Annotated in this window: 16 protein-coding genes; 5 read left to right on the top strand and 11 right to left on the bottom strand. The window is 73.5% G+C overall.

Going from position 1 to position 22382, the window contains the following annotated elements; genetic code table 11:
- Positions 1–85: 85 nt before the first annotated feature.
- From CUT83_RS22970 to rpsA, 5 genes are all read right to left on the bottom strand, one after another.
- Positions 86–850, bottom strand: a complete 765-nt coding sequence (locus tag CUT83_RS22970) for an HNH endonuclease family protein (protein ID WP_420882435.1) — start codon at positions 848–850, stop codon at positions 86–88.
- 655 nt (positions 851–1505) lie between these two features.
- A complete protein-coding gene (locus CUT83_RS22965) occupies positions 1506–1877 on the bottom strand; it encodes a tetratricopeptide repeat protein (protein WP_093848361.1) in 372 nt (123 codons plus the stop codon).
- 272 nt (positions 1878–2149) lie between these two features.
- Positions 2150–2755, bottom strand: coding sequence for a dephospho-CoA kinase (gene coaE, locus CUT83_RS22960; protein WP_101257721.1), 606 nt, complete (start codon positions 2753–2755; stop codon positions 2150–2152).
- Between the two features lie 125 nt (positions 2756–2880).
- Positions 2881–3876, bottom strand: a complete 996-nt coding sequence (locus CUT83_RS22955) for a PAC2 family protein (protein WP_101257720.1) — start codon at positions 3874–3876, stop codon at positions 2881–2883.
- Positions 3877–4150: 274 nt separating this feature from the next.
- The gene (gene rpsA, locus CUT83_RS22950) at positions 4151–5656 is read right to left on the bottom strand and encodes a 30S ribosomal protein S1 (protein WP_101257719.1); all 1506 of its coding nucleotides are present in this window, start codon (positions 5654–5656) and stop codon (positions 4151–4153) included.
- A 386-nt stretch (positions 5657–6042) separates the two neighbouring features.
- On the opposite strand from rpsA, the gene CUT83_RS22945 reads away from it, so the two are divergent.
- Together CUT83_RS22945 and hrpB are read left to right on the top strand one after the other, a co-directional pair.
- A complete protein-coding gene (locus tag CUT83_RS22945) occupies positions 6043–6894 on the top strand; it encodes a class I SAM-dependent methyltransferase (protein ID WP_101257718.1) in 852 nt (283 codons plus the stop codon).
- A gap of 21 nt (positions 6895–6915) precedes the next feature.
- The gene (gene hrpB / locus CUT83_RS22940) at positions 6916–9465 is read left to right on the top strand and encodes an ATP-dependent helicase HrpB (RefSeq protein WP_101257717.1); all 2550 of its coding nucleotides are present in this window, start codon (positions 6916–6918) and stop codon (positions 9463–9465) included.
- A 56-nt stretch (positions 9466–9521) separates the two neighbouring features.
- Here hrpB and CUT83_RS31750 read toward each other — a convergent pair whose 3' ends face one another.
- Both CUT83_RS31750 and polA read right to left on the bottom strand, forming a co-directional pair.
- On the bottom strand, positions 9522–11066 hold the full coding sequence (locus tag CUT83_RS31750) for a lytic murein transglycosylase (protein WP_420882434.1): 1545 nt from the start codon (positions 11064–11066) through the stop codon (positions 9522–9524).
- Positions 11067–11438: 372 nt separating this feature from the next.
- On the bottom strand, positions 11439–14183 hold the full coding sequence (polA, locus tag CUT83_RS22930; protein ID WP_101257716.1) for a DNA polymerase I: 2745 nt from the start codon (positions 14181–14183) through the stop codon (positions 11439–11441).
- Positions 14184–14275: 92 nt separating this feature from the next.
- On the opposite strand from polA, the gene CUT83_RS22925 reads away from it, so the two are divergent.
- The 3 genes from CUT83_RS22925 to CUT83_RS22915 all read left to right on the top strand — a co-directional run bounded on the left by CUT83_RS22925 (position 14276) and on the right by CUT83_RS22915 (position 18131).
- Positions 14276–16576, top strand: a complete 2301-nt coding sequence (locus CUT83_RS22925; RefSeq protein ID WP_101257715.1) for an FdhF/YdeP family oxidoreductase — start codon at positions 14276–14278, stop codon at positions 16574–16576.
- Positions 16577–16655: 79 nt separating this feature from the next.
- Positions 16656–17129, top strand: a complete 474-nt coding sequence (locus tag CUT83_RS22920) for a PaaI family thioesterase (RefSeq protein WP_101257714.1) — start codon at positions 16656–16658, stop codon at positions 17127–17129.
- Between the two features lie 111 nt (positions 17130–17240).
- Entirely contained in the window at positions 17241–18131 is an 891-nt protein-coding gene (locus CUT83_RS22915) for a trypsin-like serine protease (RefSeq protein WP_241524825.1), read from the top strand.
- A 109-nt stretch (positions 18132–18240) separates the two neighbouring features.
- Here CUT83_RS22915 and CUT83_RS22910 read toward each other — a convergent pair whose 3' ends face one another.
- From CUT83_RS22910 to CUT83_RS22895, 4 genes are read right to left on the bottom strand one after another with little or no spacing between them, the layout of a single operon-like run.
- A complete protein-coding gene (locus CUT83_RS22910; protein WP_101257713.1) occupies positions 18241–19005 on the bottom strand; it encodes an ABC transporter ATP-binding protein in 765 nt (254 codons plus the stop codon).
- Positions 19002–19997 carry an ABC transporter ATP-binding protein gene (locus tag CUT83_RS22905; protein WP_240958016.1) on the bottom strand — a complete coding sequence of 332 codons (996 nt, stop codon included), beginning with the start codon at positions 19995–19997 and terminating at the stop codon, positions 19002–19004. The genes CUT83_RS22910 and CUT83_RS22905 overlap by 4 nt, the downstream gene beginning before the upstream one ends.
- A complete protein-coding gene (locus CUT83_RS22900; RefSeq protein WP_240958015.1) occupies positions 19994–21394 on the bottom strand; it encodes a branched-chain amino acid ABC transporter permease in 1401 nt (466 codons plus the stop codon). Before CUT83_RS22900 ends, CUT83_RS22905 begins: the two co-directional genes overlap by 4 nt.
- Positions 21391–22314, bottom strand: a complete 924-nt coding sequence (locus CUT83_RS22895; RefSeq protein WP_101257712.1) for a branched-chain amino acid ABC transporter permease — start codon at positions 22312–22314, stop codon at positions 21391–21393. Before CUT83_RS22895 ends, CUT83_RS22900 begins: the two co-directional genes overlap by 4 nt.
- Positions 22315–22382 lie beyond the last annotated feature (68 nt).

The following is a 22382-nucleotide window of genomic DNA, read 5'->3' as shown; positions in this document are numbered from 1 at the left end:
GGGGAAGACCGGCCCTCTCCACCAGAGCGCCCTCTCCACCTCCCGCCCCGCCGCCCGGCCCGGCCGCCCGCCCTCACGGCGGGGCTCAGCCCCCGCACTGCCGGAGCATCGTCTCCTTGTCCGGTCCGGTGACCGGCATCTCGTATTCCAGGGCCACCTGCGCGAAGCGCACCGCGTAGGCGCAGCGGACCGGCTTGTTCGGCGGCAGCCAGGAGGCCGGGCCGGAGTCGCCCTTGGCCGAGTTGGCGCGGCCCTCGACCGGCAGCAGGTTCAGCGGGTCGTTGGCGAGCCGCTCGCGCTTGTCCTCCGGCCAGCGGGACGCGCCCATCTGCCAGGCGTACGACAGCGGCACCACATGGTCGATCTGCACCTCGGCGGCGTCCTGCTTCTTCCAGTCGATCTCCTCGCCCGTGTAGGGGTCGGCCAGCGTCATGGCGACGACCACGCAGTCGGAGCCGGAGCGGAAGCGCAACTCCTCGCCGTCACGGGCGAGCAGGTCGTTGCGGGTGTCGCAGCCGTTGCGCGCCAGCGGCACCCCGTCGGCGGTGTCCATCCACGCGTAGCCGAACTCGTCCCGGTCGTACCCCGTCCTGGGGCCGCGTCCCTTGGTCGCCAGTTCCGACACGATCTCGCGGGCCCTCTCGCGGTCCGCGGCGGAGGAGACCGGCGCCAGTCCCGGCTCGGTGCCCTCCTCGTTCTCCAGCGGGCTGACGGCGCGTCCGGCAGGCGCGCCGGACTCCGTCGCCGGGGGCGGGACTTCGAGGTCGATCGTCTCGCAGCCCGTCAGGAACAGGGCGGCGCTCAGCGCGACGGCGGCGGTGGAAACCGGGCGGAGGACTGGTATCGGCACGGGCTGTCCAGGGATCGGGGCGGGTGTACACGGCGGGCCGGTCACTGCGGACAGAGGCGGCCCACAGCCCATCATCCCCCGGTGCCCGGGGCGAAATCCGATTGCCCTCCCCCGGCGGGTGGAGGACGGTGGGTGGCTGTCGAAACCGATCGGTCCCACGGGGGCGCCTCATGACCAGTCACTTCGGAGCCATCGGCCTCGAGGTGGGCGGCAGGCAGGAGTACGGCGAACTGCTGCGGCGACTGTACGCCCCCGGCCGCTCGGAGCCCGTCGGCGGGGGTGCGGTGCGGGTGGTGTGGACCGGCGCGGGCGGCGCGGGCGGCGCGGGCGGCGCACGAGTCGAACTGGAGATCGACGGCGAGGGTTCCCTGACGCATGTACTGCCCGCTCTGGTGCCCCGGGGGGCGCCGGTACCGGTGCGCGGTATCACCCTGGCCCCGGACGGGGTCGCGCACATGGAGCTGCTGGACGGCGAGGGCGGCCGGACGCTGTGCCCACTGCCGGTGGAGCTGACCGACCGCGTGGAGTTGCGCGCGCTGGGCAGGCGGCAGGGCGGCGCGCCCGGGGCCGGGCGCGGCGGGCGGCCCGTGCGGCCTCACGGGAGGAAACCGCCCGGGCAGGCGCCGGGCGGGGCCGCGCGGCGGTCAGACAGCGGTCAGGCGGCGCGGTCGCCGAAGCGGGCCGCCTCCCAGAAGTCCGGCCGGGGGTCCAGCGCCGCCGCCAGGCGGAAGTGGCGCAGCGCCTCCTCGTCGCGGCCCGCGCGCTCCAGGGTGCGGCCGAGGGCGAAGTGCGCGAAGGAGTTGTCCGGTTCGCGCTCCAGGACGACCAGGAACTCCTCCTCGGCGGCTCGCAGCTGGGCGCTGAGGAAGAACGCGCGGGCACGCAGCAGGCGGACGGACGTCTTCTCCGGGAAGGCCGTGACGACGGACTCCAGGAGCTTCAGCGCGCCCCTGGGGTCGCGGGCGGCCAGCAGCTGCTCCGCGGCACGGTACTGGATGACATGGGTCTCGGGCGTGGTCTCGGGCACGTCGACGCCTCCTCGACCGGGATCGGCCGCGTCGCACTGGCCGCGGGATCACGGGTCCTTCGGGTACGGGGGTGCTTACCGGGGCGTCGCGGGACGTCCGGGAACGTCCTGGGACGCCCCGGTGTACCGCCACGGCAACGCACCGCCGCGCGGGCATATTCCCGCTGCCCTTGTGCGGGGATTCTTCCCGGCACGGGGAGTCGTCAAGCACACCGCCGCGGCCGCGCCCACCGCCCGCCGCGTCCGGCCCGTCGTCCTCAGGCCCGTCGTCCTCAGGCCCGCCCGCCGGCGCGTTCCCTCAGCCGCCGCCAGACCTCGGCGACCTGGGGCTCCAGCTTCTCCAGCGGGCCGTCGTTGTCGATGACGATGTCCGCGACCGCCAGCCGCTGCTCGCGCGTCGCCTGGGCGGCCATCCGGCCCCGGGCGTCCTCCTCGTCCATGCCGCGCAGCCGCACCAGCCGGTCGAGCTGGGTGGCCGGGGAGGCGTCGACGACGACCACCAGGTCGTACAGGGGCGCGAGACCGTTCTCCGTCAGCAGCGGCACGTCGTGCACGACCACCGCGTCCTCGCCGGCCGTGCGCTGGAGTTCGGCCGAGCGCGCCCCGACCAGCGGGTGGACGATCGCGTTGAGCGCCTTCAGCTTCCCGGGGTCGCCGAAGACGATCGATCCGAGCCCGGGCCGGTCCAGGGTGCCGTCCGGGGCCAGGACCTCCTCGCCGAACTCGGCGACCACCGCGGCGAGCCCCTCGGTGCCCGGCTCGACGACCTCGCGGGCGATCTTGTCGGCGTCGACGATCACGGCGCCGTACGCGCCGAGCAGCCGCGAGACCTCGCTCTTGCCCGCGCCGATTCCGCCTGTCAGCCCCACGGAGAGCATGGCCGCGCCTCCACCTGTGTCCGTGCCCGCACCGCGCCCCGCGCCGGGCGGCGGGGCCGCGTACCGCACACGGGTTCGCCCGCGGCGGCTGCCGTCACCCTACCCAAGCGTGGGCGGAGCCCCGGTCAGGGCCGGGGGCCGCCGTCGTCCCCCGCACCGCCGGCCTCCCCGTCCCCGGTCCCGTCTCCGTTCTCGCGCTCGGCCAGGAAACGCTCGAAGACCTCCCCCAGCTCCTCCGCCGAGGGCAGCTCGGCGGGTTCGGCGACCAGGCTGCCGCGGGTCTCGGCCCCGGCCACGGCGTCGTACTGCTGCTCCAGACCCCGGACGACCGCGACCAGTTCGCCGTCCCCCTCCGCGAGCTGCCGCTCGATCTCCTCCCGCACGCGGTGCGCGTCGGCGCGCAGCGCCTGGGTGACCTCCGGCAGCACCAGCCCGGTGGCCGCGGTGATCGACTCGACCACGGTCAGGGCGGCCTCAGGGTAGGTGGAGCGGGCCACGTAGTGCGGGACGTGCGCGGCGAAGCCCAGTACGTCGTGGCCGGACTCGGCCAGCCGCAGTTCCAGCAGCGAGGCGGCGCTGCCGGGGACCTGCGCCTCGTCGAAGGGCATCTGGCGCACGGGGGTGAGGTCCAGGCGGTTGCCGTGCGGGGTGAGGCCGACGGGGCGGGTGTGGGGCACGCCCATGGGGATGCCGTGGAAGCCGACGGACAGCCGCACGCCGAGCCTCTCGACGATCTCGCGCACGGCGGCCGTGAACCGCTCCCACTCCACGTCCGGCTCGGGGCCGGCCAGCAGCAGGAAGGGGGTGCCGGTGGCGTCCCGCAGCAGCCGCAGTTCCAGCCGGGGGGTGTCGTAGGACGCCCAGTGGTCGCGCCGGAAGGTCATCACCGGCCGGCGGGCGCGGTAGTCGACGAGGCGGTCCACGTCGAAGCGGGCGACGGTCGTGCGCGGGCCGCCGTCCAGCAGTCCTTCGACGATCTGCCCGCCGGTCTCGCCGGCGTCGATGAAGCCCTCGAAGTGGTAGAGCATGACGGGCCCTGCACTGCCCGGCTCGCCGATGACCGCCTCGGCCTCCGCCAGGCCGGTCGGATCCCATGCGTACAAACCCTGCGGGTCCAGCACCTTCGCCGCTCCTCCGTGTCGCTTCCGTCTGTCGGCAACATCCGCCGCCGCGTGCGCATTCCCCTGACCGGGTGACCGGAAGGCCTCTCCGGCACCGCATCGTGTCATCTTCGGTGCGTTCCCCGGCACCGGGGTCTCCCGGCGTCCCCCGCGGGGGCCGCGCGACGGGGCGGGAACGCCACATGGCCCCCTCCCCGGGCGGGGAGGAGGCCATGCTTCATGCGCTACCGCGGGCCTCCGCGGGCCGGCCTGCCGGCCGCGGTGGCCCGGCGGGTCAGCTCTGGCCGCCCGCGAGCTTCTCGCGGAGGGCCGCCAGGGCCTCGTCCGACGCCAGGGCGCCGGAGTTGTCGCCCGACTCCGAGGAGTACGAGCCGCCGCCACCGCCGGCGCCGCCGCCCTGCGGGGCACCGCCGGCGGCACCCTCGGCCTCCGCCTGGGCGTCGGCCTCGCGGGACTTGAGCACCTGCGCCTGGTGCTGCTCGAAGCGCTGCTGCGCCTCGGCGTACTGGCGCTCCCACTCCTCGCGCTGCTTCTCGTAGCCCGGCAGCCAGTCGTTGGCCTCCGGGTCGAAGCCCTCGGGGTAGATGTAGTTGCCCTGGTCGTCGTAGGACGCGGCCATGCCGTACAGGGTCGGGTCGAACTCGACCGCCATCGGGTCGGCGCCGAAGGACTCGTTGGCCTGCTTCAGCGAGAGGCTGATGCGGCGGCGCTCCAGGTCGATGTCGATGACCTTGACGAAGATCTCGTCGTTGACCTGGACGACCTGCTCCGGGATCTCCACGTGGCGCTCGGCCAGCTCGGAGATGTGGACCAGGCCCTCGATGCCCTCGTCGACCCGGACGAACGCGCCGAACGGCACCAGCTTGGTGACCTTGCCGGGCACGACCTGGCCGATCTGGTGGGTCCGGGCGAACTGCTGCCACGGGTCTTCCTGGGTCGCCTTGAGCGACAGGGAGACGCGCTCGCGGTCCATGTCGACGTCCAGGACCTCGACCGTGACCTCCTGGCCGACCTCGACGACCTCGGACGGGTGGTCGATGTGCTTCCAGGACAGCTCGGAGACGTGGACCAGACCGTCCACGCCGCCCAGGTCCACGAAGGCGCCGAAGTTGACGATCGAGGAGACGACGCCGGACCGCACCTGGCCCTTCTGGAGGGTGGTGAGGAAGGTCTGGCGAACCTCGGACTGGGTCTGCTCCAGCCAGGCGCGGCGGGAGAGGACCACGTTGTTGCGGTTCTTGTCCAGCTCGATGATCTTGGCCTCGAGCTCCTTGCCGACGTACGGCTGGAGGTCGCGGACACGACGCATCTCGACCAGGGAGGCCGGCAGGAAGCCGCGGAGGCCGATGTCGAGGATGAGACCACCCTTGACGACCTCGATGACGGTACCGGTGACGATGCCGTCCTCTTCCTTGATCTTCTCGATGGTGCCCCAGGCCCGCTCGTACTGGGCACGCTTCTTCGAGAGGATCAGGCGGCCCTCCTTGTCCTCCTTCTGGAGGACCAGGGCCTCGATCTCGTCACCGACGGCGACGACCTCGTTCGGGTCGACATCGTGCTTGATCGACAGCTCTCGGGAAGGGATGACGCCTTCGGTCTTGTAGCCGATGTCGAGCAGGACCTCGTCCCGGTCGACCTTCACGATGACGCCGTCGACGATGTCGCCGTCGTTGAAGTACTTGATCGTCTCGTCGATCGCGGCGAGGAAGGCTTCCTCGGAACCGATGTCGTTAACCGCAACCTGCGGGGTGGTCACGGTGGTCTCGGTGCTGCTCGTCATGTGGAAAAGGGCTCCGGTACGGACATTGAAGTCGTAGGTACTGCTACGCCGAGAGCCCGTATCGCACTGCCGAAGCCGGACAGCCTGAGAGGTGCTCAACCGAAGATCTCCGGGGAAACCACGAGCACCTCGACAACCGAGGGGACATACAACAGATGCGAGCGCGACCTGCTCCGTCCGAGGCGCGCAGGCCCGCAGCGCAACTTGTAGCATACGGGGGCAGCCGGGCGGGGTCAATGCGCGAACGAGGACACACGGGACTTTGGTCCCAAATCCGGCACAAGTCGCCGGATCCGCGTCCCGTTCCCGCCTCCTCGAGGCCCGCACCGCCCCCCGGCGTTTCCCTTCCGGCCCCGCCGGAACCGAAGGCTACGACGACGGGCGAGATGAACCAGGACAGCGAACCAGAGCCGGAGGCCACCCGCCGCGACGCGGACGCCGCCGAGAGCAGCCGGGCCGGCCGCGGCTGGTGGGACCGGAACGCCGACGACTACCAGCGCGAGCACGGCGGCTTCCTCGGCGACGACCGCTTCGTGTGGGGCCCGGAGGGCCTGGACGAGGAGGAGGCCGGTCTGCTGGGCCCGGCGGAGCGGCTGGCCGGCCGCTCGGTGCTGGAGGTCGGCGCCGGGGCGGCGCAGTGCTCGCGCTGGCTGGCCGCGCGCGGGGCGCGCCCGGTGGCCCTGGACATCTCGCACCGGCAGCTCCAGCACGCACTGCGCATCGACGGCGCCGCCCCGGCGTTCCCCCTGGTGCAGGCCGACGCCGGGGCACTGCCCTTCGCCGACGGCTCCTTCGACCTGGCCTGCTCCGCGTACGGGGCGCTGCCCTTCGTCGCCGACCCGGTGCGGGTGCTGCGCGAGGTGCGCCGCGTCCTGCGGCCGGGCGGCCGGTGGGTGTTCTCCGTGACGCACCCGGTCCGCTGGGCCTTCCCCGACGAACCGGGTGCGGAGGGGCTGACGGTCGCCGCCTCCTACTTCGACCGCACTCCCTACGTGGAGCAGGACGAGCGGGGGCGCGCCGTCTACGTCGAGCACCACCGCACCCTCGGCGACCGCGTGCGCGACCTCACCGCCGCCGGGTTCCGCCTGGTGGACCTGGTGGAGCCGGAGTGGCCCGAGTGGAACCGGCAGGAGTGGGGAGGCTGGTCGCCGCTGCGCGGCCGGCTGATCCCGGGCACCGCGATCTTCGTCTGCGAGCGGGACCGGCGGCACTGGGAAGGAGCTTCCGGGGAGCCTTAGGAGCGCTGCGAGGATGGGGGCATGCCCCTGCGGACCGACGCCCTGAGCCGACTTCCCGTACGCACCGTCCTGCCCGCACTGGAGGCGGCCCTCGACACGCGCGGGGCGGCCGTGCTGTGCGCCCCGCCGGGCACCGGCAAGACCACCTTGGTGCCGCTCGCCCTGGCCGGGCTCGCCGGCCCGCGGGAGGGGGCTGCGGCGCGGCGCGTGCTGGTCGCCGAACCGCGCCGGATCGCGGTGCGGGCCGCGGCGCGGCGGATGGCCTGGCTGCTGGGCGAGCCCGTCGGCGCGAGGGTCGGGTTCACCGTGCGCGGGGAGCGGGCGGTCGGACCCGGCTGCCTGGTGGAGGTGGTGACCACCGGGGTGCTGCTCCAGCGGCTCCAGCGGGACCCGGAGCTGCCCGGGGTGGACACGGTGGTGCTGGACGAGTGCCACGAGCGGCATCTGGACGCGGACACCGCCGCCGCCTTCCTGCTGGACGTACGCGCCGCGCTGCGGGAGGAACTGCGTCTGGTCGCCGCCTCGGCCACCACCGACGCCGGCGCCTGGGCCCGGCTGCTGGACGCGCCCGTGGTGGAGGCGTCCGGCGTCTCCCATCCGGTGCGGGTGGTGTGGGCGCCCCCGGCCCGCCCGGTGCGCCCCGCCCACGGCACGCGGGTGGATCCGGCCCTGCTGGAGCACGTCGCGGACACGGTGCGCCGGGCGCTGCGGGAGGAGGAGGGCGACGTGCTGTGCTTCCTGCCGGGGACCGGGGAGATCGCCCGGGTGGCGGCTCTGCTGGACGCAGGTGCCGGCGCCGAGGTGCTCCAGGTGCACGGGCGGGCCCCGGCCGCCGTCCAGGACGCGGTGCTGGCGGGTCCGGCCGGACGGCGGCGGGTGGTGCTGGCCACGGCGGTGGCCGAGTCCAGCCTGACGGTGCCCGGGGTGCGGGTGGTGGTGGACGCCGGGCTGTCCCGCGAGCCGCGCACCGACCACGCCCGGGGGCTGAGCGCGCTGGCGACGGTGCGGGCCTCGCGGGCATCGGCCCGGCAGCGCGCGGGACGGGCCGGACGTGAGGCGCCGGGGGTGGTCTACCGCTGCTGGCCGGAGGCCGAGCACGACCGGCTGCCGCGCTTCCCCTCCCCCGAGATCGCCGTCGCCGACCTCACCGCCTTCGCGCTGCGCGCGGCCTGCTGGGGGGATCCGGACGCGCGTGGACTGGCGCTGCCCGACGCGCCCGCGCAGGGCGCGATGGCGGCGGCCCGCGAGGTGCTGCGGGCGATCGGCGCCGTGGACGCGCGGGGGCGGGCCACGGAACGCGGGAAGGCGATGGCCTCGCTGGGCCTGCACCCCCGGCTGGCGCGCGCCCTGCTGGACGCCGCTCCCCGGGTGGGGGCGCGGCCGGCGGCCGAGGTGGTGGCGCTGCTGAGCGAGGAGCCGCCCCGGGAGTACGGCGACGAGATGGCGGCGGTGTGGCGCACCGCGCGCCGGGGCCGGGACGCCTACGCCGCCCGCTGGCGCCGGGAGGCGCGCCGGCTGGAGGGCGCCCTGCCCGGCGGGCGCGGCGGGCAGGAGTCCGCGGGAGCGGCCGACGACGCGGCCGCCGCCCTGGTGGTGGCGCTGGCCTTCCCCGAGCGGGTGGCGCGCTCGCGCGGCGAACGGGCGTATCTGATGGCCTCCGGCACCCGCGCCGAACTCGCCCCGGGGTCCGGGCTGCGCGACGCCACCTGGCTGGCGGTCGCCGTCGCCGACCGGCCCGTGGGGGCCGCCTCCGCGCGGATACGGCTGGCCGCGGCGGCCGACGAGGAGACGGTGCGGGAGGCGGCCGGGGCCCTGTACTCGGAGGCCGAGGAGATCGGCTGGTCCGCCGGGCGGCGCGATGTGGTGGCCCGGCGCGTGGAACGGCTGGGCTCGATCGAACTGTCCTCCCGCCCCCTGCGCGACCCCGGCCCCGCGCCGGTGCGTGCGGCCCTGCTGGAGGGGCTGCGGCGCGAGGGCGTGGGGCTGCTGCGCTGGACGCGGGAGGCCGCGTCGCTGCGGCAGCGGCTGGCCTTCCTCCACCGGGAGCTGGGCGAGCCGTGGCCGGACGTGTCGGACGAGGCGCTGCTGGCACGGGCGGACGAGTGGCTGGACGGGCTGCCGGGCCCGGTGCGGCAGCGGGCCGATCTGGAGCACGCGGACGCCGGCCGGCTGCTGAACGCGCTGCTGCCCTGGACCTTCGGGGACGCCGCCCGGCTGGACGAACTGGCGCCGGAGCGGATCGAGGTGCCCTCGGGCTCGCGGGTACGGGTGGACTACGGCGGGGAGCGGCCGGTGCTCGCGGTCAAACTCCAGGAGCTGTTCGGCTGGCAGGAGGCGCCCCGCCTGGCGGGCGGCCGGGTGCCGCTGCTGGTCCATCTGCTGTCGCCCGCGGGGCGGCCGGCGGCCGTGACCGCGGACCTGGCGTCGTTCTGGCGCGACGGCTACCGCTCGGTGCGGGCCGAACTGCGCGGCCGCTACCCCAAGCACCCCTGGCCCGAGGACCCGGCGGCCGCCCGGCCGACCGGGCGTACGACCGCCGCGGCGCGGCGGGCTTCCGGGCGGGGAGGCTGAGCGGCGCCCGCCGTGCCGCGGGGTCCGGTGGCCGCCGGACCCCGCGGCACGGCGGTTCAGTCCTCCTGGCGGGCCTGGACGGTGGGGCCGGCGGTCGGGGCGGGGGTCTGCTCCCCGTCGTCCTGCTGGCCGCTGCCGTCCTCGCCCGGCTCCCCGGGCTCGTCCGGGTCCTCCGGCTCCTCGTCCCCGCAGGGGTTCTCCGGGTCTTCCGGGTTCTCCGGGTCCTCGGCGGGCTCGTCCGGGTTCTCGGATTCCTCCGGGTCCTCGGAGTCCTCGCCCGGCTCCCCGGTCGGGGCGGGGGAGGACGGGTCGGCCGGCTCCTCGGTGCTCCCGCCGGGCTCCTCCGGGCTCTCGGGGCCGTCCGGGCTCTCGGGGTCGTCCGGCTCCGCCGGGCAGCCGGGCTCGTCCGGGTTCTCGGGCTCCTCCGGCTCCTCTCCAGGCTCCTCGGGGTTGTCCGGTTCCTCCCCGGGCTCTTCGGGCTCTTCCCCGGGCTTCTCGGGGTTGTCCGGTTCCTCCCCGGGCTTCTCAGGCTCCTCGCCGGGCTCCTCCGGGTTGCCCGGCTCGTCCGTGCCCTCCCCGGGGTCGTCCGGGTCCTCCCCGGGTTCCCCGGGCTCCCCGGGATTGTCCGGTTCCTCCCCGGGCTTCTCGGAGTCGTCGGGCGGAAGAGGGGTGACCGTACCGTCCTCGGAGACGGGCGGCTTCGGGGAGGGCTTCCCGTCCTCCCCCTTCTCACCGCCGTCGCCGCCCCTGCGGTCGTCGGCCTTCTCCCCCGGTCCCCCGGTGGAGCCGCCGGCCGGCTCGCCGCCCGGCCGTGCGGGCCGCGACTCGTTGCCCGCGCCGGGGCTGTCGGGCAGCGTTCCCTCGCCGTCGGGCACCTCGTGGACGCCCTTGCGGTAGAAGTCCAGCCAGGACAGCACCGTCCGCAGGTACTCCCGCGACCGGTTGTAGCTGAGGACGGCCCGTTCCAGATCGGCCGGGTCCGACAGGTTCCTGCCGCCCGCGCACAGGTAGCGCCCCGCGGCGAGGGCGGCGTCGTAGATGTTGTTCGGGTCCTCACGGCCGTCGCCGTTGCCGTCCGCGCCCCAGTTGGCCCAGGTGGACGGGATGAACTGCATCGGCCCGACGGCCCGGTCGTAGCGGGTGTCGCCGTCGTACGCACCGCCGTCGGTGTCCGAGATGTGCGCGAAGCCCACACCGTTGAGCGCGGGCCCGAGGATCGGCTTGTGGGTGGTGCCCCGGGCGTCCACGGCTCCGCCGCGCGCCTGCCCGGACTCCACCTTGCCTATCGCGGCCAGGAGTTGCCAGGGAAGGTTGCAGCCGGGCCGCTCCTCGCCCAGGGTCCGCTCCGCCCGCTTGTAGGCGGCCAGAACGGTGGCGGGTATGCCGGACTCGGCGGGACCGGTGACGTCCGGCAGATCGCTGGAGGATTCGGGCTTGTCCGGCTTGACCAGCGGCGGAAGCTCGGTGTGGTAAGGGGAGTTGCCGTCGGCGGGAAGGTCGGGGGACTCCGGGGAGCCGGCCGCCTCCCTGCCGCCGGGTTGCACCAGTTCCAGGCCGGGCCCCTGGGACGCGGTGAGCGCGGCCATCGCCGCCGCCGCCACCGCGGTGCTGGTAACGCCCCTTCGGACCCTGCCCACGAGCCGCCGAGCCGCCATCTGCCAGACCCTCCACGCTGTATGTCACGCGCTGCCGCGCCGCATCCGCCGGATGTGGCGTCCCTCAGACGCTCTGTACGGTTGTGTACGTCCTGTGTGCCCGGTTCCCCCGGCACCTGCCGCATGTCCGTGCCCCGGCCGCACCGCCTCCCTCGTGAGGCGTAACGAACGGGACACTACGGCAAGTTCGGCACCCGATCCACCACATCCGAGGACGACGCGGCAACGCACACGACCGTTCCACCGGACGTTCACCGCCGTGTGCCGCCCGGGGGCCGGCGCCGGCCCCCGGGCGGCACACGGCCCTCCGCGACCGCCTCAGTGGGCGGCGTCCTCCCAGTTCCCGCCGGAGCCCACGGAGACGTCCAGCGGCGCCCTCAGCCGGACGGCTCCGGCCATCTCCCGGCGCACCAGCTCCTCCACCGCCTCCCGTTCGCCCGGGGCGACCTCCAGCACGATCTCGTCGTGCACCTGGAGCAGCATGCGCGAGCGCAGCTCCGCCTCGCCCAGTGCCCGGTCCACCTTCAGCATCGCGATCTTCACGATGTCCGCGGCGGTGCCCTGGATCGGGGCGTTGAGCGCCATCCGCTCGGCCATCTCGCGGCGCTGGCGGTTGTCGCTGTTGAGGTCGGGCAGGTAACGGCGGCGGCCCAGGATGGTGTGGGTGTAGCCGGTGGCCCGGGCGTCCTCCACCACCCGGTGCAGGTAGTCGCGCACCCCTCCGAAGCGCTCGAAGTAGGCGTCCATCAGCCTGCGCGCCTCGTCGGCGGTGATGCCGAGCTGCTGCGACAGGCCGAAGGCCGACAGCCCGTAGGCCAGCCCGTACGACATGGCCTTGATCTTGCGGCGCATCTCCGGGTCCACCCGGTCCTTGGGGACCTCGAAGACCTGGGAGGCGGCGGTGGTGTGCAGGTCCTCGCCGGAGGTGAACGCCTCGATCAGGCCCTCGTCCTCCGACAGGTGCGCCATCACCCGCAGTTCGATCTGGCTGTAGTCGGCCGTCAGCAGCGACTCGTAGCCCTCGCCGACCACGAAGCCCCGGCGAATGGCCCGGCCCTCGTCGGTGCGCACCGGGATGTTCTGCAGATTGGGGTCGGTGGAGGAGAGCCTGCCGGTGGCGGCGACCGTCTGGTTGAACGTGGTGTGGATGCGGCCGTCGGCGGCGATCGTCTTGATCAGGCCCTCGACGGTGGTGCGCAGCTTGGACTGCTCGCGGTGGCGCAGCATGATCACCGGCAGCTCGTGCTCGGTCTGCGTCGCCAGCCAGGTCAGCGCGTCGGCGTCCGTGGTGTAACCGGTCTTGGTCCGCTTCGTCTTCGGCAGGCCCAGCTCGCCGAAGAGCACCTCCTGCAGCTGCTTGGGCGAGCCGAGGTTGAACTCGTGGCCCACCGAGGTGTGCGCCTCGCGCACCGCCTGCTGGACGGCCGCGGCGAACTGCTGCTCCATACGGCCCAGCCACTCGCGGTCCGCGGCGATGCCCGCCCGCTCCATCCGCGCCAGCAGGCCCGAGGTCGGCAGCTCGATGTCCTGGAGCAGACCGGACGCGCCGACCTCCGTCAGCCGCCCGGCCAGCGCCCCGCCCAGGTCCAGGGCGGTGCGGGCCCGGGCCATCAGCGCGTCCGCCTCGGCCTCCTCGTCCGCGCCCAGCGCCAGCTGCCCGCTGCTCTCGGCGGGCCGGGCCGGCTCCCGGCCCAGGAACTCCACCGACAGCGCCTCCAGGGCGAACGAGCGGCGGCCCGGCTGCACCAGGTAGGCGGCCAGCGCGGTGTCCATCGTGACGCCGGCGACGCTCCAGCCGTGCTCGGCGAAGACCCGCATCACCGCCTTGGCGTCGTGCATGACCTTCGGCCGGTCCCCGTCGGCGATCCACTCCGCGAACGCCCGCTCGTCGGCCTCGTCCAGCTGGGCGGGGTCGAACCACACCGCCGGCCCCCGTCCTGTGGCCAGGGCGATCTCGCCGACGCTTCCCGCGCCCAGCTTCCAGCTGTCGACGGTGGCCACGCCCAGCGGATCGGTGCCGGACGCGGCGTGCTCGGCCAGCCAGGGGGCCAGCTCACCCGCGCCGGCGACCACCCCGTCGACCTCCACGCCGTCCGCCGGGGCCGCCTCCTCCTGGCCGGACGCGCCCGGGTCGACCGCGTACAGCCGGTCGCGGAAGCCGGTGTTGCGGAACTCCAGCGCGTCCAGCACCACCTCCAGCGCCCCCCGGTCGTACGGCGCCCGCGCCAGGTCCGCCGGGCCGGCCGGCAGCTCGACGTCGCACACCAGCGCCGTCAGCCGCCGGTTGAGCCGGACGCTGTCGAGGTGGTCGCGCAGCTTCTCCCCGACCTTGCCCTTGACCTCGTCGGCCCGCTCCAGCAGCTCGGTGAGGGAGCCGAACTGCCTGATCCACTTCGCGGCGGTCTTCTCGCCCACCCCGGGAATGCCGGGCAGGTTGTCCGACGGGTCGCCGCGCAGGGCCGCGAAGTCCGGGTACTGCTCGGGGGTCAGGCCGTACTTCTCCTCCACCTTCCCGGGGGTGAAGCGGGTCAGCTCCGACACTCCCCGCGTGGGGTACAGCACCGTCGTCGCGTCGTTGACGAGCTGGAGGGAGTCGCGGTCACCGGTGACGATCGAGACGTGGAAGCCCTCGGCCACCGCCTGCGTGGCCAGGGTGGCGATGATGTCGTCCGCCTCGAAGCCCTCCACCGCGAACCGCCGGACGCCCATCGCGTCCAGCAGCTCGCCGATCAGCTCCACCTGCCCCTTGAAGCCGTCCGGGGACTTGGAGCGGTTCGCCTTGTAGTCGGCGAACTCCTGGGTGCGCCAGGTCGTGCGTGACACGTCGAAGGCGACCGCCAGATGGGTGGGGTCCTCGTCGCGCAGCGTGTTCGCCAGCATCGAGGCGAAACCGTAGATCGCGTTCGTCGGCTGCCCGGTGGTGGTGGAGAAGTTCTCCTCGGGCAACGCGAAGAACGCCCGGTAGGCGAGGGAGTGCCCGTCCAGCAGGAGCAGGCGCCGGTCCTGGGACTCGGGCGGTTCGGAGGAGTTCGCTGCGGTCGCTTTCGATGCTTTGTTGGCCACGCCCCGATCCTGCCACGCACCACCGACACCGGATCACGGGCCGCCCTGGAGCCACTGTCGCGTCCCGGTGGAGCGTGGCAGGATCTGCGGCCATGAGACGCAGGCCGCCCGCCACCGATCCCGTCCAGGACGCCCCCCGGGTCGGCGCCCCGCGCCGAAGCGCCGCCGGGCTGCCCGCCGTCGCCCGCTCCCTGCGCATGGCCGGGGAGCAGATGGGGGTGCGGCGCACCGCGCTGACCCTGCTGAGGGTCAACCAGGAGGACGGCTTCGACTGCCCCGGCTGCGCCTGGCCCGAGCCGGAGCGGCGGCACACCGCGGAGTTCTGCGAGAACGGCGCCAAGGCCGTCGCCGAGGAGGCCACGCTGCGGCGGGTGACCCCCGCCTTCTTCGCCGAGCACCCCGTGGCCGACCTGGCGACGCGCTCCGGGTACTGGCTGGGGCAGCAGGGCCGCCTCACCCACCCGATGTACCTGGCCGAGGGCTCCGGCCGCTACGAGCCGATCGGCTGGGACGAGGCCTTCGAGATCGTCGCCGGCGAACTGCGCGCCCTGGACTCCCCCGACGAGGCCGTCTTCTACACCTCCGGCCGCACGAGCAACGAGGCCGCCTTCCTCTACCAGCTCCTGGCCCGCTGCCTGGGCACCAACAACCTGCCCGACTGCTCCAACCTGTGCCACGAGTCCTCCGGCGCCGCGCTGACCGAGACCCTCGGCGTCGGCAAGGGCAGCGTGCTGCTGGAGGACCTCCACCGCGCCGATCTGGTCATCGTCGCCGGGCAGAACCCGGGCACCAACCACCCCAGGATGCTCTCCGCGCTGGAGAAGGCCAAGCGGGGCGGCGCGCGGATCATCACCGTCAACCCACTGCCCGAGGCCGGCCTGGAGCGGTTCGACAACCCGCAGACCCTGCGCGGCCTGGCCGGTTCCGGCACACCGCTGACCGACCTGTTCCTGCAGATCCGCATCGGCGGCGACCAGGCCCTCTTCCGTGAGCTGTGCCGCCGGGTGCTGGAGGCCGACGGCGGGGTGGACGAGGCCTTCGTCCGCGAACACACCCACGGCTACGAGGAGTTCGCCGCCGCGGCCCGCGCCACCGACCCCGCCGGTGTGCTGCGTGCCACCGGGCTCGCCCCGGCCGACATCGACCGCGCCGCCGAGCTGGTGCTGGCCTCGGAGCGCACCGTGGTGTGCTGGGCCATGGGCCTGACCCAGCACCGGCACGCCGTACCCACCATCCGCGAGATCGTCAACCTCCTGCTGCTGCGCGGCGCCGTCGGCCGCCCCGGCGCCGGGGTCTGCCCGGTGCGCGGCCACAGCAACGTCCAGGGCGACCGCACCATGGGCATCGTCGAGAAGCCCTCCGGCGCCCTGCTGGACGCGCTGGAGTCGGAGTTCGGCGTCCCCATGCCGCGCGAGCACGGCCTGGACGTGGTGAACTCCATCCGCGCCCTGCGCGACGGGCGGGCGAAGGTGTTCTTCGCCCTCGGCGGCAACTTCGTCGCCGCCTCCCCCGACACCGAGGTGACCGAGGCCGCGATGCGGCGGGCCCGGCTGACCGTGCACGTGTCCACCAAGCTCAACCGCTCCCACTGCGTCACCGGCGCCCGCGCCCTGATCCTGCCCGTCCTCGGCCGCACCGAGCGCGACGTACAGGCATCGGGCGAGCAGTTCGTCACCGTCGAGGACTCCATGGGCGTCGTCCACGCCTCCCGCGGCCGCCTCGCCCCCGCGAGCGGGCACCTGCTGTCCGAGCCCGCCGTCGTCTGCCGGCTGGCCCGCCGCGCCCTGGGCCCCGCCCACCCCGTGCCCTGGGAGGAGTTCGAGGCCGACTACGCCACGATCCGCGACCGCATCGCCCGCACCATCCCCGGCTTCGCCGACTTCAACGCCCGCGCCGCCCGCCCCGGCGGCTTCACCCTGCCCCACGCCCCACGCGACGAGCGCCGCTTCCCCACCGCCACCGGAAGAGCCAACTTCACCGCCGCGCCGCTGACCTGGCCGCATCTGCCGCCCGGCCGCCTGCTGCTGCAGACCCTGCGCTCCCACGACCAGTACAACACCACCGTCTACGGCCTCGACGACCGCTACCGCGGCATCAAGGGGGGCCGCCGCGTGGTCCTCGTCCACCCCCGCGACGCCGCGGAACTGGGCCTGCCGGACGGCTCCTACGCCGACCTCACCAGCGAGTGGGACGACGGACGCGAACGCACCGCGCCCGGCTTCCGCGTCGTCCACTACCCCACCGCCCGCGGCTGCGCGGCCGCCTACTTCCCCGAGACCAACGTCCTGGTCCCCCTCGACGCCACCGCCGAGACCAGCAACACCCCCGCCAGCAAGTCCGTGGTGATCCGCCTCACCCCCGCCCCCGGGCCCGCCGGCCCCTCTGATAAGTAAGACGGTGCAGAGCACATCCATCACCCGCCGCACGGCCGTGCCCCACCGGCCCCGGCACGACGATCGGAGCCACGCGCCCATGGGCGAGCCGACCAGCACCGTCTTCCCCCAGGAGATCCTCGACCAGTGGGCCGGGCTCGGCATCGACCTGCCCGCCCTCTTCTCGGCCGGCCGCCTCGGCGAGCGCATGGGCCTGGTCATCACCCACGCCGCCCCCGAGAAGGTCGTCGGCACCCTCCCCGTCGAGGGCAACACCCAGCCCTACGGGCTGCTGCACGGCGGCGCCTCCGCCGTCCTGGCCGAGACCCTCGGCTCCGTCGGCGCCATGCTCCACGGCGGCCCCACCAGGATCGCCGTCGGCGTGGACCTCAACTGCACCCACCACCGCGGACTGACCTCCGGCACCGTCACCGGTACCGCCACGCCCGTGCACCGCGGCCGGTCCACCGCCACCTACGAGGTCGTCGTCACCGACGAGCAGGACCGCCGCGTGTGCAGCGCCCGGCTCACCTGCCTGCTGCGCGACGCACCCGCCGGTGCTTGGGGCAACTGACGACCCTCACCGAAAAACCACAGGTCACGGGGTTCTGCAGAGCCCGGTCGGTGCGCTTTGATACCTCTCCGGGCCGCCACCGGGGCGGCCAGGGACGAAAGGGCACCGATCGTGCGGGCCACACGCCTGACATCCCGGAAGCGCGCCGCCGCCGTCACCACGGCCGCGGCCGCTCTGGCCATGGCCGCCGCGCTCCCCGCCGCGGCCATCAGCACCTACAACTCCTCCCCCGCCCCGGAGCGGACCGAGGTCGGGGCGCTGGTCGTCACCTACGACCACGACGAGGACGCCACCACCCCCGACCGCGTCGACTGGTTCTGCTCGGGCACCATGATCGACCGCGACACCTTCCTCACCGCCGCCCACTGCACCACCGACTGGCCGGCCGGCGCCCGCTTCCACGTCTCCCTGGAGCAGGACGTACGGGCCGCCCTCGACGCGGCCGCACGGGAGCATCCCGGCGACCCGGCCGCCGTCGCCGCGGCCGTCGCCGTCGAGGGCACCGCGCACAACCACCCGCAGTACCCCGGCCCCGCCACCGACACCCGCGACATCTCCGTCGTGGAGGTCCCCGCCGACGAGATGGCCGGCCGCTGGGACTTCACCCCGGCCACCCTGCCCACCGCCGGACAGCTCGACACCATGGGCCCCCGGGCACTGGACGGCACCGGCTTCACCGTCGCCGGCTACGGCACCCAGGAGGCCCAGCGCGGCCCCGGCGGCCACACCCACCCCGGCGGCGGCGTACGGCTGAAGGCCCCCACCTCCTTCAACGCCCTCAACGAGGCGTGGGTACGCGTGGCCATGACCGCCCCGCAGGGCAACGGCGGCGCCTGCTACGGCGACTCCGGCGGCCCCAACTTCGCCGAGATCGGCGGCGAACGCGTCCTGGTCGGCACCACCATCACCGGTGACTCCCCCTGCTACGCCACGAACGTCGCCTACCGGATCGACGCGCCCGGCGCCCGCGCCTTCCTCGCCCCCTACACCGACCTGCCCTGACCGGCGCACCGTCTCCGGCCGCCCTTGGACCGAAGACAAAAACGGCGGTGCCGCGGCGACCTCCTGGTCGCCGCGGCACCGCCGTTTCCACGGCCGATGAGGGGAGTCGTCAGGCGCCCTCGCCCAGATAGGCCGCCCGCACCCGCGGGTCCGACAGCAGCTCGGACGCCCCACCCTCCATCGCCACCGCACCGGTCTCCAGCACATAGCCGCGGTCGGCCATCCGGAGCGCCTGCGCGGCGTTCTGCTCCACCAGCAGCACCGTGGTGCCCTGCTCGTTGATCTCCTTGACGATCTCGAAGATCTGCTGAACGATCAGCGGCGCCAGACCCATCGACGGCTCGTCCAGCAGCAGCACCTCCGGCTTGCCCATCAGGGCACGGCCGATCGCCAGCATCTGCTGCTCACCGCCCGACAGCGTCCCGCCCAGCTGGCTCTTGCGCTCCCCCAGCCGCGGGAACAGCGTGAACACCCGGTCCATGTCGGCCTTGTCCACCGACTTGAACCGGTACGCCCCCATCTGGAGGTTCTCCCGGACCGTCATCCGCGGGAACACCCCGCGCCCCTCGGGGACGTGGCCGATGCCGAACCGGACCAGATCGTGCGGCTTGATGCCATCGATCCGCTCCCCGTGCAGCAGCACCTGCCCCTCGCGCGGCGCGATCATCCCCGACGCCGTCCGCAGCGTGGTCGTCTTGCCCGCGCCGTTGGCGCCGAGCAGCGCGACCACCTCCCCGCTGCGAACCGTCAGGTTGACGCCCTTGAGCGCCTCGATGGCGCCGTAGAACACCCGCAGATCACGCAGCTCCAGCACCACCGGGGCGGCCGGCTCGCCGCCCTGCGGCTCCTTCTTCAGATCCGTGGTGACGCTCACTTGTGCTCCTTGGTGTCCCGCTGCGGCGCCCCGGCATCGGCCCCGGAACCGGCATCGGCCCCGGAACCGGTGTCGGTGTCGGCTCCGGACCCGGCGTCCTCCTGCGCCCCGGCCCCCTCGGCGGCGGCCGGGGCCACCGCGGCCCCGTCATCCTCGGCCACCGCGCCCAGGTACGCCTCGATCACCGCCGGATCCCGCTGCACCTGCGACGGCGAACCCTCGGCGATCTTCTTGCCGAAGTTGAGCACCATCACCCGGTCCGCCACCGACATCACCAGCCGCATGTCGTGCTCGATCAGCAGCACGCTCACACCCAGCTCGGTGTTGATCCGCCGGATCAGCTCCTCCAGCTCCAGCTTCTCCGTCGGGTTGGTGCCCGCCGCCGGCTCGTCCAGCAGCAGCACCTGAGGATCCGTCGCCAGCGCCCGCGCGATCTCCAGCCGCCGCTGGTCGCCGTAGCTCAGCGACCCCGCCAGCTCGTTCATCTTCCCCAGCAGACCGACGTACGACAGCACCTCGTGCGCCCGGCGGTCACTGGCCCGCTCCGCCTTCCGCGCGTTCGGCAGCCCCAGCATGATCGACACCGGGCCGGCCTTCAGCCGCGTCTCCGCCGCGATCTTGACGTTCTCCAGCGCGGTCAGCGCCCCGAACAACCGGATGTTCTGGAACGTGCGCGCCAGACCCCACTGGCTGACCACATGCGGCTTGGCGCCCAGCAGCGAGTGCTCACCGCCCTCGCGCGGACGGAAGACGATCCGCCCCTCCTGCGGCACGTACGCGCCCGTCAGCGAGTTGAACAGCGACGTCTTGCCCGCGCCGTTGGGCCCGATGACCGCCAGCACCTCACCGCGCCGCATCCGCAGCTCGACGTTGTCCAGACTGGTCAGACCGCCGAACCGCAGCGTCACGCCCGACGTCTCCAGCACCAGCTCACCGGCGCCGGCCGAACCGCCCGCCGGTCCCTGCTCCTTCTTCACCGTCTCGGTGGTCACGGCTGCCTGCCTTCCGCCGGGCCGGTCGCGTCGGCTCCGCCGACTCCCACCTCCGCCATCCGCAGCTCACGCTTGCGGCGGCGGGAGGGCAGCACGCCCTGCGGCCGGTAGATCATCATGATGACGAGGAGAGCGCCCAGGTACATGTACCGGTCCTTGGGATCCACCCACTCGCGCAGGTACTCCGGCAGCCACACCAGGAACGCGGCGCCGAACAGCACCCCGGGGATCGACCCCATGCCGCCGAAGATGACATAGGCCAGCACCAGGATCGACAGCAGGATCGCGAAGTTCTCCGGATTGAAGTACCCGGCCTTGCTCGCGTACGCCACCCCGGCCACACCGGAGGTCGACGCACCGATCGCGAACGCCATCAGCTTGTAGCGCACCGTGGGCACACCCGTGGCCGCCGCGGCCACCTCGTCCTCGCGGATCGCCGTCCACGCCCGGCCCACCTTGGAGTGCTCCAGCCGCAGGAACAGGAAGATGGCCAGCACGATGAAGACGACCAGCAGCCAGTAGTACGGCATCGGGTCCAGCTTCCACTCGTAGGAGAAGAAGCCCACATCGACGCTGAACCGCTCGACCTTCACACCGCGCGCGCCCTCCGTCACCCCGTCGGCGTTCTTCGCCATCAGGTAGACGATCTCGTGGAAGCCCAGCGTCACGATCGCCAGGTAGTCGCCCCGCAACCGCAGCGTCGGAGCACCCAGGATCACCCCCGCCACCAGACAGGTCAGCACCGCGATCGGCAGCACCAGGAAGTTGTTCAGCGCCACCGGCGGCTGGACCGGCAGCGCCCCCGTCCAGTACGCCGCGCTGTACGCGCCGATCGCGAAGAACGCGATGAAGCCCAGGTCCAGCAGACCCGCCCAGCCGATCACCACGTTCAGGCCGATCGCCAGCAGCACGAAGATCGCGATCTGGTCCACCAGCACCTGCTGCCAGTACCGCTCGACCCCCAGCGGCCCGAACACCACCAGCGCCAGCACGGCCGTCAGCACGCCCATCCGGACCCGCTTGTCGGCCGACCACACCTGCCGGATCTGCTCCAGCGGGCCGGCGGAGACCTTCTTCGTGCCCTCCACCGCACGGGAGGTCTGATCGGTGAGGAACTCCCGCACCGCCCAGACCGCCAACGCGATCGCCAGCCAGATCCACAGGCCGACACCGGTGAAGTCCTCGCGCAGTGCCAGGAACAGATCCTGGGTGGTGCCCTCCTCGCCCGTCATCAGCCTGAGCGTCACCGCCAGCGCCAGCAGGGCCCCGAGCCGCCGCCAGCGCGGCTCCTGGTACCAGTGCACCTTCCGCAGCCGGGCCGCCGCCGACAGCGGCGCCGTCGCGCTCTTCGGCGAGTCCTGCCCGGCGCCTTCCGCAGCCGATGTCTTGATGCTCACGCCGTCCTCCCCACACGCTCGCCGAGAATTCCGGTCGGACGGACCATCAGCACCAGCACCAGCACCACGAAGGCGCCGACGTAACGCCAGTCATCCCCCCACAGGCCCACCGTCATGGTCTCCACCACGCCCAGCATCAGGCCGCCCAGCATCGCGCCGCGCACATTGCCGATACCGCCCAGCACCGCCGCCGCGAAGGCCGTGATACCGGGCAGGAAGCCCATCGTGTACCAGACCTGGCTGTTGGTGCCGAACAGGAAGCCGGCCGCACCGCCCAGCAGACCGCCGAGCACGAACGTCCGGGACACCACCTTGTCGATGTCCACGCCCATCAGCGACGCGACCTCCGGGTCCTGCGCCACCGCGCGGATGCCCGAGCCCATCTTCGTGCGGTTCACCACGTAGTCCAGGCCGATCATCATCGCCACCGCCGACACCAGGATCAGCACCTGCGTGATCGTCAGCTCGGCGCCGAAGACGCTCAGCACCTTCTTGTTCTCGTACATCGACGGCATCGGCAGCGGATTGCGGCCGAACAGCTTGCCCGCCAGGTTGTACAGGAAGAACGAGGCGCCGATCGCGGTGATCAGGAACACCAGGCGCGGCGCACGGTGCCTGCGCAACGGCCGGTACGCCACCCGTTCCAGACCGAAGGCCACCGCACCGCCCAGCGCGGCACCCGCCAGCATGCCGATCAGGACGTAGGCGACCGAGCCCATGCCGGAGGGCGTCGACTCGGGAATCAGGGCGGTCAGGGCCAGCAGGCCCCCGTAACCGCCGAACATGAAGACCTCGCTGTGCGCGAAGTTCAGAAGCTGGAGCACGCCGTACACCAGCGTGTAGCCGATGGCGATGACGGCGTAGAGACTGCCGAGCACCACCCCTAGGACGAGGAAGTCCCAGAACTCACTGAGGGACATCGAACTGTCTTCCTTGTGGGAATGTGCCGCCCGGCCGTGCGTTCAGCACTCGGGGAACGGGCGGCGCG

The organism is Streptomyces barkulensis (assembly GCF_002843305.1).
Classification (GTDB): Bacteria; Actinomycetota; Actinomycetes; order Streptomycetales; family Streptomycetaceae; genus Streptomyces; species Streptomyces barkulensis.
The sequence above is the reverse complement of the archived record's forward strand: the minus strand, read 5'-3'. Positions and strand labels throughout refer to the sequence as shown.